The organism is Pseudomonas sp. RC10-4-2, from assembly GCF_050433085.1.
Classification (GTDB): Bacteria; Pseudomonadota; Gammaproteobacteria; order Pseudomonadales; family Pseudomonadaceae; genus Pseudomonas; species Pseudomonas aeruginosa.
The window spans coordinates 335,380-347,602 of sequence record NZ_JBNPXX010000003.1; the positions used below are offsets into that span (position 1 = coordinate 335,380).

Below are 12,223 nucleotides of genomic sequence, written 5' to 3' on the forward strand. Positions count from 1 at the left end.
TGCCCCCAGTTTTAGTACCGCTGCCTAGTTAGTAGGCCCTGGGGTTGATATTAATTTTTCCTGCTTCAGCTGCTGCTGGCGAGTTCGCCAACTTGCAGCAAATTCTGCCGGGGTGGGATTGCCAATCGCGCTGTGCGGTCGGTGTGCGTTGTAATCCCGCCGCCAGGCCGCGATGCGGATTCTCGCTTCGGCCAGCGAACAGAACCAGTGCTCATTGAGGCATTCGTCCCGGACTTACCGTTGAACGACTCGATGAAGGCATTCTGCGTGGGCTTACCAGGCTGAATCAGCTTCAGCTTGATGTCGCGCTGATAGGGCATTTGATCCGCCGCCCGTTGCTCAGTGCATCGAAGACGAAGTCCATCGACCAGACTTGGTTTGGTGCGCTCGGCAAACTCAGGCGTTCGCGCTCCACCGCGACGCCATGGCGGCGGCGCCGCCGTTTCACCATCAAGCCGGCAGCGCGGTACAGGCGATAGATCCGCTTGTGGTTGACCTGCACGCCAGCACGCCGCAGCAGGATGTGCAGGCGGCGATAGCCAAAGCGCCGGCGCTCTTGGGCCAGTTCCACCAGTTGGGCTTGCAGCTCGGTGTTTTGCACACTGGCTCGCGGCTGGTAGCACAACACCGAGCGGGACAGCCCGATCAACTGACAGGCACGACGCTCGGAGATGCCGGTTCGCGCCTGCATCTCCTGCACCGCCTCCCGCCGTGCTGTCGGGCTTACCCTTTTCCCCGGGCGACCACTTTCAGCGACTCGATGTCGAGGTGGGCCTCGGCGAGCAATTTCTTCAATCGGCTGTTTTCCAGTTCAAGATCCTTCAACCGTTTGGCGTCCGCCACGGTCATACCGCCAAACTTGGCCCGCCAGGTGTAGAACGAGGCATCACTGAAGCCGTGTCGGCGACACAGTTCCTTCACCGGCACACCGGCCTCCGCCTGCTTGAGGAAGTCGAGAATCTGCTCTTCGATAAAACGCTTTTTCACTGCCGTCTCCTGCTCGGAAAACGGACTCTACTAAGTTTGACGTGGTACTGAAACCGGGGGGCAGGTCACCGCCTCTGCACGGAGCCCACTGCATGAAATGCTGTATCGCCGATACGGGCCCGTCATGAGCAAATACTCATCCTCTCGCTGAATGTCCCGCAGCCATGACGGTCCATCTATGCCGCATATTCGCAGCCTGCCGGCTGCTCTGGCACTCCGTCTGGACAATGGATTGGCAATCAACAGTCGAATGGATAGATCGACGTTGAATGCATTGGGACGACGTCCGCTGTCTTGAGTCGAAACCGGAACATGACATGAAGATGAAATTGTAGGTATGTTCCATTGACGATGACGGCGCTGCTGCAGCAAGCGCCGTCCTGCATTGAATATTCAAAAAGTGCTCTGGCGGGACTCATCTTTCTATTCGAAGATGAAACGAGCAGGCAACCATAGCAGAAGGACGACGGATGTCACCTAGCCCCTCCCCCGACGAGCGTCGGCTTGTATTCGAAGCGCGCCGACTGACCATTGAAGCACTGGTGAAAATCTATCTTGAGCAGGTTTCTTCCTCAAGGAACCTGGTGACGGTCTACCTTCGCCTCATGTTCACGTTGTCACTCGGTGCCCTCGCCGGCGTGATAACTCTATATGGGACCATGCTTCGCTTTGGCACTTCGGCCAGTATCAGCATGATCACTCCCCTGGAGGTGGTTCTTGCTATCGCAGCGCTTGCGGCCCTGGTCACTTCGGCTCTGCTTTCCGCGCGGGCGCTCCAGAAAAGTGCATTCGATGTCGCTCCGCTCTTGCATAACCCATTTCCAAGCGCGGACTCGGTGATCGATTCAATATTCGATGCAGACGATATCGATGAGCGGCAAATACTCAGAAAGCTTTATTTCGCCCTGGACAAGACTGTCGAGCATCAGCCTCCTCTCAGGCTCAGCACTCGTCTGATCACCCTCTTCCTTATTGGCGGTCTTTTCCTGACCGGGGCATCCTTTTTACTGTGAAGAGCGCGTTCGGTCTTTATGGTTATTTATCATCATCGATCAGGGGAGTACTCCAGATCACCAGTTCAAGGGCCGCGGCGATCTGAATGCGATGATCGGCAAGCCGGACGGGCAACAGGTCCTGGGCACGCTCCAGCCGGCGCAGCAATGTGTTGCGATGCGTGCCCAGCGCTTCTGCGGTCTGGGTGACATTGCAGCCATTGGCCAGGAAGGCGTGCAGCGAGCGCTGAAGCACCGAAGGCTCCGTCGCCAGACGCCCCAGGGTGCTCAAGACGAACTGCCTGGCCGCGCGGTCGTCCTGGGTCATCAGCGACACCATCCTCACCTGGTCGATGGTGGCAACGGCGGGTGCGCCCGCCAGGCGGCCCATCAGCCTTTGCGTCGTCAGTGCCTCCAGATGCGAGCGACGGAAGCCATTGACTCCCGTGCCCGGCGAGCCGATTGCCGCGCGAATCCCTGAAAACCGCAGTGCGATGCCTTGCAGCAGGTTCAGGTCCAGCGGTTTCGCCGCATGGCTCCAGACCCACAGGGTCGCGGGGCCGGCGAATACGATCAACGGCGCCGCCGTGCCCGTGAGTTGCGCCAGGGTACGCGCCACATCCTCCAGAAGGCGGATCTCGGCGTCCGGGCTTTCGCACCAGACCAGGCCGGCGTAGTGCTTCTGGAAAAGGCTGTAGCCCAGCCGCCTGCCGAATTGCTCCGTATCCACATCCCTGCCCTCGAGCAGCCGACTGACCAGGCTTCGTTTGTCGATCGGGTCGTCATGGGCCTGGGCGCTCTTTTCTTCGAGGATGATCTGGGTCACCACACGCATGTTGCTGTCGATGAACTCCGAGATGGACCGCGACGAGACCTCCAGGAATTCCTCAAGCACCCTGGGATCCTGCGTCAGGTTGAAGGCCATCTTCATCCATAGCTCCCAGGCGGTGTTCTGTGTCGACCTCGCGACATTCATCAGCAGCTCGGACAGCCCTCTGCGGGCGAGTTCCCTGGCCGTGTCCACCATGTCGGCCGAGACGTAGGGTTGCACCGGTTCTCCGGGGCGCTGCAGATTGGCGTTCGCCCAATGCAGCAACTCTGCGCGGTTGGCGCGCCGGCACGCCGCGAGGATGACCGGGTCCTCCAGCAGCTTGGCATCTTCCGGTGAAGAGAACAGCGCCTGATTGAGGCGCTCGACCCACTCCGGCGGCAGCGTCTGAGCGAGCTCGGCGCCTTTGCGCATGAGTTCACGAACGGCTTCCGATGGGCGTGGCCAGGAGGATGGCGTACTGGTCATGGGCGGTGCAAATCACTCAAAAATCACAGAGGAAATGGTGCAGTTCGTACCTTGGCGCAAGGTTGGGGGGAACCTAGCATGAACTCACTGCCTGAACAAAAAATACAAGGAGGCGCCGTGACGCTCCATGTTCTTTTTTTTGGGGTTTAGCGCAGTGGCAAGCGGGCTTGTTCGCCGGTGCCCGTTGCCCGGGCAGCGACCCGCCTGCGCCAACCGTTCCTTCAATCCGGAGTTCTTTCAATGTCAGCCTCTCGCGATACCTTCAGCCTGCCCGTCGTAACCCGCTCGACTCCAGCGCAAGAGATTGCACTGCTGAGCGACCAGGCAGGTGCGGTGATCATCCGCAACTTCATGACCCCCGAACAAGTCGCACGGATCAACAACGAACTGGACGCTCCCCTGGCCGCGCTCGAGGCCGGCTCCAAGCACCAGCACGAGCTGATCGTCGAGTTCCATGGCCGCCAGACCAAACGGCTCACCAACCTCGTCACCCACAGCAAGACCTTTCGCGAGGAGATCCTTGATGACGACCTCTTTCACGACCTGGGGAACGTGCTCTACGCCGCGGAGTGCGGTGATTGGTGGCTGACCACGGCCCAGTTGATCGAGATCGGCCCAGGCAACAAAGCGCAAATGCTGCACCGCGACATGGCGCAGTACCAACCGTTCGTGGCCATGAATAAACATGCGCCGCGCACCATCACCAACCTGATGCTGGCGCTGACCGATTTCACCGAGGAAAACGGTGCCACGCGCTTGATCCCCGGGAGCCAGGACTGGGATGACTTCGACGATGTAGGAACCCCAGAAATGACGATCCCTGCCCTGTTGAAAGCAGGAGATGCCGTGCTGTTCGGCGGGAAAGTCGTTCATGGCGGCGGGGCCAACGTGACCGCTGACTTCTACCGTCGCGGGCTGACCATCCCGATGCAGGCTTCGATCATCACGCCTGAAGAGGCCTACCCGTTGATCGTGCCGCTCGAACTGGTCAGAACGCTTGCTCCGCGCGTTCAGAAGATCCTCGGCTTCCGCTCCCAGTACCCCAATGGCAGCCCAGGCCTGTGGCAACATAACTACGCAGACCTGGCCGACTATCTCCAGCTCTAGAAGCCTTCCACGCTGGCCGGCCTGGCCCCGAAGGCGCCAGGCCCAACCGCGTCCCCGGACAAGCAAAGAGGCCGGTGAACACTTTCATTCCTGGCGGGGCATTACTCCGCGACGTGAAAACAGCAGCGGCGTGCCGTCGGCGTTGAACAGTGCCGCCGTCAGCGAAAGGCCGTCAGCCGACGGTGCTTCCTGGAAACTGTTTCCACCATCCCTGCTCCGTACCTTCAGTCCGTCAAGCCCGACCGCCAATACCCGAGCGCCAGCCACTGCTATGGATGTGACCGAGCCCTTGCCTTGCGTCGGCACTCTGCGAAAAGCCTTGCCATCGGCAGAGCCCTGCAACAGGGTGCCACGCTGACCACCCAGCAGCAGACGCCCATCGGCCAGCACCGCGCCAGACCACAGGGTGCCCTCATAGCCGGTATCCAGGTAACGCCAGTTCTTCCCCTGGTCGTCGGAGCGCAGCACCTGCCCATGCTCGGCCGTGGCGTACAGGGTGCCGTGGTTGTCGGCAAACAGCCCCATCAGGTTGAGGTCGACCCGCTTGGCTCCTGGAGGCGCTTGCAACGGCTGCTCCGTCCATGTCTTGCCGCCATCCTCGGTGGTCAGCACCAACGACCAGAGCCCTACCGCAACGCCCTGCCGGGCATCGAAAAAATGCACGGCGAACAGCGGCCGGTCTTCTTCGCTCGACAGGCGCTGGACCTGCCAGGATTCCCCGCCGTCGGCGGTGGACAGGATCGCCCCCCAGTGACCCACCGCCCAGCCGTGCCTGGCATCCACGAAGGACACACCCGTCAATGGCGTGGATAGTGGGACCGAGCGTGCCTGGCGCCACTGCCTGCCCTGGTCGTCGGACAACAACACGACACCGTGGTCGCCCACGGCAACCACCCGCTCTCCGGCCCAGCCGGCGGCCAGCATGGTGGCCTGCGTGGCATTGCCCGCCTGCACGGCCGGCACGGTCTGCAACGGCGCGGCCTGGAGAGACATCAGCGGCAATCCTGCTGCGAGCAAGGCCGCGGTGAATGAAACCCTGAACTTCATGCTTCTCTCCTCAGTGCACCAGCGCGCCGATCATGCGCACGGGACGTTTGCGCGGGAACGCCCGCTCCAGCCATACGGCGAAGGCCGGCAGCACGGTCATGGCCATGACCATGTTGACGACGAACATGAAGGCCAGCAGCTTGCCCATGTCGGCCTGGAACTTGAGCTCCGAGAAGGCCCAGGTGGCCACGCCAACGGCCAGGGTGATGGCGGTGAAAATGGTGGCGACGCCCACCTCGAGCAGCGCGTACTCCACCGCCTTGGTGATCGTCTGGCCATGGGCCAGGTGCAGTTGCAGGCGGTTGTAGATGTAGAAGGCGTAATCGACGCCAATGCCCACTGCCAGCACCATCACTGGCAAGGTGGCGATGGTCAGGCCGATCTGCAGCTCCTTCATGAACCAGTAGCCAATGAAGGTGCCGATGGTCAGCGGCAGGCAACACACCAGGACTGCCCGCAAGTCGCGATAGACCACGAACACCAGCAAGGCGATGGCGGCATAGACGTAAAGCAGCATGGGGGTTTCGCTCTTCTCCACCTCTTCGTTGATCGCTGCCAGGACGCCGGCGTTGCCGGAGGCGAGGCGAATCGAAATGCCTGACATCGGATACTCGCTGCGGAAGGCCTTGGCGGCGTCCACCACTCGGTTGATGGTCGTGGCCTTGTGATCGGCAAGGTACAGGTGCACGGCCGACATGCTGCAATCGGTGCGCATCAGCCCGGGGGTTCGCGCAACCTCGGTGGCCAGCGCGGCGTAGTTCATCGGGTCGATGGGCACCGCCGCCATCTTCGGGTTGCCTTCGTTGTAGCCCTCGTTGAACTGACGCATGGTGGTGGAAAAGGACGCGACCGAGAGGACGCCGGGCACCCCCTGCATGGCCCACACGAAACGATCCTGGTACTGGCCCAGGGCAACATCCTCGCAGGCCACCTCGGAAGGAGCCTTGTCGACTTCGAACACCACGCTGAGCCAGTCCAGGCCAATGTCGTAGTTGCTGGCGATGGAGACCGCGTCGCGATTGAAGCGCGAGTCCTCGCGCAACTCCGGCGCACCCGCCTGCAGCGTGCCGACGACGCGGTCATGGCTTTGCCAGATCGCCGCCAGGAACACCGCCAAGGCTGCGCCGAGCACCCACTGCGCCTTGCGTGGCTCGGCGAGCCGGGCCAGGCCCCGCAGCCAACGGCTGCGACGCTGCCGGGAAACCTCCTGGGCGGCTGCGTACTTGTCGTCGACGCGCAGCAACGACGCCATCAACGGCAGCATCACCAGGTTGGTGACGATCTTGTAGGCCACGCCAAGCGAAGCCGTGATCGCCAGTTCCCGCACCATCGGGATCGGGATCAACAGCAGCGTCACGAAGGAAACCAGCGCGGTCACCAGCGCCAGCGTCCCGGGAACCAGCAACCCGGTGAAGCTCGAGCGTGCCGCCTCTTCGGCGCTCTTGCCGATGGCGATCTCGCGCACGATGAAGTTGATTTGCTGCACGCCATGGGAAACCCCGATGGCGAACACCAGGAAGGGCACCAGCACTGCCAGCGGATCGAGCCCGTAGCCCAACAGGCGCAGGCTGCCGAACTGCCAGACCAGCGAGGCCAGCGAACAGACCAACGCCAGCAAGGTGAAACGCAGCGAGTGGCAATACCAGTACACCGCCCCCGCCGTCAGCAGCAACGCCAGCAAACAGAACTCCAGCACGGCTGAAGCTCCGTCGGCGATGTCGCCGATCTGCTTGGCGAAACCGATGATCTGGATTTCGAAATCGCCGTCTTCGAAGCGCTGGCGGATCTCTTTCTCCAGCCGATGGTTGAAGGTTACGTAGTCCAGATGGGCGCCCTGGCTATCGTACTCGTTGAGTTCCACCGTGATCATCGCGCTGCTCTGGTCCCGGGAAACCAGCGTACCGATGAAGCCGCCCTGGGCAGTGGAATTGGCGATCTTCGCGATGATCCGGTCATCCAGGTGCTCGGGAGAAACCGTTCCGGGTACCAGCGGATCAGCACGAAAACCTTCCTCGGTGATTTCGTTGACGAAGGCGTTGGGCGTCCACAGGGAGCGCACGCTGCTGCGCGATACTCCCGGGAGGAAGGTCACCGCCTGGGTGACGTCATACAGCCGCTTCAGGCCCGGGGCGCTCCAGATATCGCCCTCTCGGGCCTTGACCACGATGGTCAGTCGGTTCGCCCCCAGCAGGTCATTGCGGTAGGCCTCGAATGTCTCGATGTATTCGTGGCCTACCGGCAATTGCTTTTCGAAGCCGGCATCCATGCGCAGCTGTACGGCGAACCAGCCCATGATCAGCGTGAATACCGCCAGGCTCGCCAGCACCAGCCGGCGATGCCTGAACAACACACCTTCGACATATGACAACAGGCCACGTGTCGGGGCCTCAGGTAGCTTTACAGAACCGTTCACGGCAAGCCTCACAAGGTGCGGGAGATCGCGATGCCGACATAATCGCGGTCACGATAAAGCTGGTCGTAGGGCGTCTCACCGCCCATGAACTTCGCGTAGTTGAGGGAAATCTGCCAACTGGCCGGGTTCCGCACGAAGTTCAGGTACAGGTTCATGCTGCTCGCGTCCTCGGTGAAGGTTGCGCTGAGGTTCGGTGTCCGTCCTCCCAGCGACCGTGCATAGAAGACGCCCGGCGTGACCTGCCAGCCCGGCAACAAGGTGCCGTCATAGGTCAGGCTGAAGTCCAGGTTGATCCCTGAAGAGGTCTTGTCGCCACGGGACTTCGGCGCTCTGGCAGGATCCAGCTGCCAGGCATTGAGTCCCGCGGCGAGCGGTTCGCCATTGACCTCGTCATGCAGCCCCGGGTACTTGATGACCACCAGTTCGGTCAGCAAGCTGCCCGTGCTGGCCCCGCTGAAATCCAGAAGCGTCGGGGAATTGGACGGCGTGAAGCTGTACAAGCCGGTCAGGTGCCACTGGAATTTCTTCTCGTCCTTCCAGCATTTGCCGCCGTTGCCGGTACACAGGTCGATGACCGGGTTGAGCATGACCGAGTCCTTCGGCCGGTACGACAGCTCCGTACCGACGGCCCAGTCACCGATCGGCATGTTGGCACTGATGCCGTACATCATCCGGTCTTCCTGGTACTCCCAGGTCGGTGCCGCCGCGAAGGTGTTCGGGTCGAGAATGGCGACACGCAACGATGGCAACTTGTCGTGATAACGCATCACGTAGAAGCCATAGGCGACGTCGCTGTCCTCCGGCTGCCAGCGCAGCGAAAGGCCCCACTGGCCGCTGTCGCGGGCGTCCTTTTCGGAGAATCCATAGTCCCCCCTGCCCTCACCCAGCGCGTTGGTGGTGGACCAGTAGCTGCCTACCGGCGGCAATTCGCTCTTGTTCCAGCGGAATTGATAGTAGGCCTCGACGTTGACACCCGAGCCCAGACCCGACGCGACACTGAGCATCGGCGCCGGCAGCACGGCCTCCTTGAGCTGCACGCCGGGGCGCGCCAAGGCCTGGTAATCGTAGGCGTTGGTATTGTTGATGCCACCGGCCACGAACAGGCTTTCGCCCCAGTTGATCACCTGGTTGCCCAGGCGTGCGCGGACCCGCTGCCCGCCCACGTCGAAGCCTTTGCTCACCCACAGGTCCAGCAGGCGGGCCTTGAACGCGAGGTCGTCGCGAGCGTCGTCGCTCAGCCCGTTGCTGCCGACGCTCTCCGGGGTGTTGAACGACAGCGTGCCGGTGGTATCGGTGGCAGCGAAGTCGCGGATCCAGGTGCCGCGCGCCATGAAGGTGATGTCCTCGGGCATCTTCAGCAACAGCTCATGGGTGCCCTTGAGGTAGTTGGTGAACATGTCGCCGCGGTCGTAGTTCAGGTCGCCCTGGTCGGCCACGCCGGAGCTCTGCGCCAGGCAGCCGGAGGGCGCGTTGTGCCCGGTCGGTCCCTGGTTGATCAGGTTGCAGCCCCGTGACTCGGTACGCAGACCCATGCCTGCGGTGATCGTGGAGTCGAAGGAGCCATTGAGGGTTTCGGTTTCGAACGTGAATCCCATTGCCAGTGGGGTTGTGCACGCGATGACAAGGCCTGAGGCTTTCGTAATTATTTTTTTCATGCTGGCTCTCGATCTGGCGTCGGTTAGCGCTCGCTGATGGCTCGCAGATTGTCGGAGGTGAAGAAGTCACGCTTCAGGCGGGGGGAGCCGTTGTCTTCGGTGAGCCAGCGAATATCGTTCTTGCCCGCACCGATCGAGGTCATGTCGAAGAGGTAGCGGCCATCCGCCAGGTTGTACTGGACCTGGGCCTGGACGTCGCAGGCGCCTGTCTCGTACACGGGAATCGAGAACCCTTCGCGCACTTTCCAGATCTGCCCTTGCTTGTCGTAGTCCACCGCCAGCAACGGGTTCCAGCTGTCCTCGTCGATGTAGAACATGCGCTTCGGCGCCTGATGGCGCATGCCTTGACGGACATTGGCCTCGACGACCCAGACCCGATGCAGCTCATAGCGACGCGACTGCGGCGCGATCGAGTCGTTGCCGGCAAACGTCTCCACCTTGGCACCAGTGTCGTAGGCACCGAAATCGTTGTAAGGCACCAGCAACTCCTGCTTGCCGATCAGCTTCCAGTCGAAACGGTCCATGGTGCCGAAGAAGACGTTCGCCTCGTCGACGGTGTACTGGTTATCCAGGCCGATCTGTGGCGCATCGTAGGAGTACGACGGCATTCGCCGCACGCGGCGCTGGCCGGGGAAGTAGTAGAAGGTCGTGGCCTGTTCGCCGGCCACGGCAGTCTGTACCGCGGACTGGCCGGCCAGAGCAGCCGGCTCGAGGTAGTTGAAGAAGGTCGCATTCTCCAGGCGGCCAACTGACGAGAAGAGCGCACTCCCCTTTTTCCCCCAGGGCGTGAAGAAGAAGGTATCTGTCGACTGACGTAACCATTCCCCCCCTTTGCGTGGAGAAATTCCGGAAATGGTCCGGGGAATTTCGACGCCAACGCCGCGGTAGCGCATCTTCATGTTCCACATCACCTCGGCACCGGTATTCGGCATGGGGAACGGGATGCCCGGAACGTGAGCCTCGTCCAGAGCGAGGCCGGCAGCATCGAGCTTGGCGAAACCAACGTTCTGCCGGGTGTTCTCGACCACGAAGTCCGGAGCGCTACAGGTCCGACGGGTCGGATACACATCCATGCGATAGCCGGGAATCCTCTTGAACAGCTCGACCTGTCCGGGGGACAGCTTGCTCGAGTGTTGCGCGAGATTGTTCGCGTCGATGCTGTAGAGCGGCTTGTCGCCCTTGAACTTCCAGTGCTCTCCTCGCACCTGGCCGTAGCTCCATCCCTCGTCCTGCTGTCCAGGCTGCGTCCAGGCAGGAATGTCCCCGCTTGCACTCGCTGCGATCTCCCCGCCCAAGGGGGTCAGTTTCGACCCCAGCGCCTCGGGGCCCTGGGGCGCCGCCTGGACCGAACAGAGCACGGTCGATACCGCGAGGGTCATGAACAACTGCTGCTGGAAAACACGACGGGTGGGCGCTTCACCTTCCAGCCGTTCAGTTACATCTTTCATTGGATGGCTCCTCACACAGGGCATGGACCGGTTGCTCGACCTCCCAAAGGGAAGAAGTCGGCTCCTGTCGATAATGATCATTTGACCTGATCAATTGACCATGTCGGACGATCATGAGGCAAACCATATGCCAGTTCTCTTTCATGTTTTTTTAATTGTTATAAATCAGGCGGTTATGGAAAAAGTTCTGTTCCAGGCCCAGTGCCCTGTGCACCACCTTGGGAAGTAAAGAAACATGTGTTACCTGGAGATGCTTGGTAACAGGGCACAAGAGAGCTTGAGGGGAACTTTCGTAGATATCGGCTCGGGCATTTTTAATTGTCGTTTCGCCTCGGGTCAGAGGGAGCGATCGGATATGACCGGTCATGAATCGAGCAACTTTATCCGACAATGCACGCTCCGCGGCGGAGCGGGACTATAGCGGATGTAATGCCTGCAAAAAAAAACCGCCCCGAAGGGCGGTAAAAGGCAGGGCCAGGGCCTGCCATGGAGTTACAGCAGAACAGTTCTGCCAGGTTGTCGGATCAGAAAGAAAAACTTGTCGCGCCGTATTGTTTAGCGTGGACGAGGAAACGCTTGGCCGTATACCTTGTTCGAACGCTCCAGCGCACCATAGGCATAGTACAACTGCACCATGGAATAGGACCAAGCCAGGAAGGCCATGGTCATGAAGACCATCTTCGTGTCGTCTCCCGGAATCGGGAAGAAGTCATACCTGAGCGCTACTACCAGGCCCGCCAGCCCGCCAGCGATGGTGGCCAGAGTATGGAGGGCTTCGCCTGCACGGGCCAGTTGCAAGGTGAAGTAGCAAAGATACAAGGTATAGGCTGACCACATGAATACATAGAAATAAGGGAGGAATCCCTTGATGATTCCAGACAGGAAATAGACGCCGGTAGCGGCAAAGCCAGCTACAAAAATGAGGATGTCCTTGGCGGGCGACGGTTTGTAATCGTGGGTAACTGCCATTAGCCCGAGCGTAGCGATAACTGGCACTCCCACCCCTCGCGAAAAGGCGTCGAGAAAGATCGCGATGTTGTAGTTGGCTTGCCAGCCGGTGGCTATGAATGTAGTGAAGTTCGATGCCGAGATACCTACGATCAAGAACTCCAGACCAAGCAAATAGTTTTTCCGCCTGATGAATGCAGCGCCATAAAACAATCCGGAAATCACCAGGAGAATACATGAGAGCAGAGCGAACAAGTCTCTCGGTTCCACGTTAACTGCCCCTTCAGATAGAGTTGTATCGATGCCTTGTGTCTAATCGGTGCAAGGGA

8 protein-coding genes and 1 pseudogene are annotated in these 12,223 nt (G+C 60.7%); 2 read left to right on the top strand and 7 right to left on the bottom strand.

The annotated features are described in order from the left end of the window. Positions 1 to 24 precede the first annotated feature (24 nt). A pseudogene (locus FHW81_RS17040) lies at positions 25 to 987 on the bottom strand (IS3 family transposase). Positions 988 to 1,457: 470 nt separating this feature from the next. On the opposite strand from FHW81_RS17040, the gene FHW81_RS17045 reads away from it, so the two are divergent. Next, positions 1,458 to 2,000 (top strand): hypothetical protein, encoded by a 543-nt coding sequence (locus tag FHW81_RS17045; protein ID WP_003122765.1) that lies wholly within the window; start codon positions 1,458 to 1,460, stop codon positions 1,998 to 2,000. A 22-nt stretch (positions 2,001 to 2,022) separates the two neighbouring features. On the opposite strand, the gene FHW81_RS17050 is transcribed toward FHW81_RS17045, so the two are convergent. Beyond that, positions 2,023 to 3,276 (bottom strand): PucR family transcriptional regulator, encoded by a 1,254-nt coding sequence (locus FHW81_RS17050; protein ID WP_004349757.1) that lies wholly within the window; start codon positions 3,274 to 3,276, stop codon positions 2,023 to 2,025. A gap of 240 nt (positions 3,277 to 3,516) precedes the next feature. Between FHW81_RS17050 and FHW81_RS17055 the strand changes: the two genes are divergently transcribed. Beyond that, positions 3,517 to 4,383, top strand: a complete 867-nt coding sequence (locus FHW81_RS17055) for a phytanoyl-CoA dioxygenase family protein (RefSeq protein WP_058876716.1) — start codon at positions 3,517 to 3,519, stop codon at positions 4,381 to 4,383. A gap of 84 nt (positions 4,384 to 4,467) precedes the next feature. Here the strand turns inward: FHW81_RS17055 and FHW81_RS17060 are convergent, their stop codons facing one another. The 5 genes from FHW81_RS17060 to FHW81_RS17080 all read right to left on the bottom strand — a co-directional run bounded on the left by FHW81_RS17060 (position 4,468) and on the right by FHW81_RS17080 (position 12,149). Beyond that, complete coding sequence (locus FHW81_RS17060) at positions 4,468 to 5,430, bottom strand: WD40/YVTN/BNR-like repeat-containing protein (protein WP_024099933.1); 963 nt, start codon at positions 5,428 to 5,430, stop codon at positions 4,468 to 4,470. Positions 5,431 to 5,440: 10 nt separating this feature from the next. Further along, on the bottom strand, positions 5,441 to 7,843 hold the full coding sequence (locus FHW81_RS17065) for an efflux RND transporter permease subunit (protein WP_023082917.1): 2,403 nt from the start codon (positions 7,841 to 7,843) through the stop codon (positions 5,441 to 5,443). 8 nt (positions 7,844 to 7,851) lie between these two features. Beyond that, positions 7,852 to 9,498, bottom strand: a complete 1,647-nt coding sequence (locus FHW81_RS17070; RefSeq protein WP_003089183.1) for a DUF1302 domain-containing protein — start codon at positions 9,496 to 9,498, stop codon at positions 7,852 to 7,854. A 23-nt stretch (positions 9,499 to 9,521) separates the two neighbouring features. Then, a complete protein-coding gene (locus FHW81_RS17075) occupies positions 9,522 to 10,946 on the bottom strand; it encodes a DUF1329 domain-containing protein (RefSeq protein ID WP_060774236.1) in 1,425 nt (474 codons plus the stop codon). Positions 10,947 to 11,501: 555 nt separating this feature from the next. Next, entirely contained in the window at positions 11,502 to 12,149 is a 648-nt protein-coding gene (locus FHW81_RS17080; RefSeq protein WP_031635453.1) for a hypothetical protein, read from the bottom strand. Positions 12,150 to 12,223: the final 74 nt, after the last annotated feature.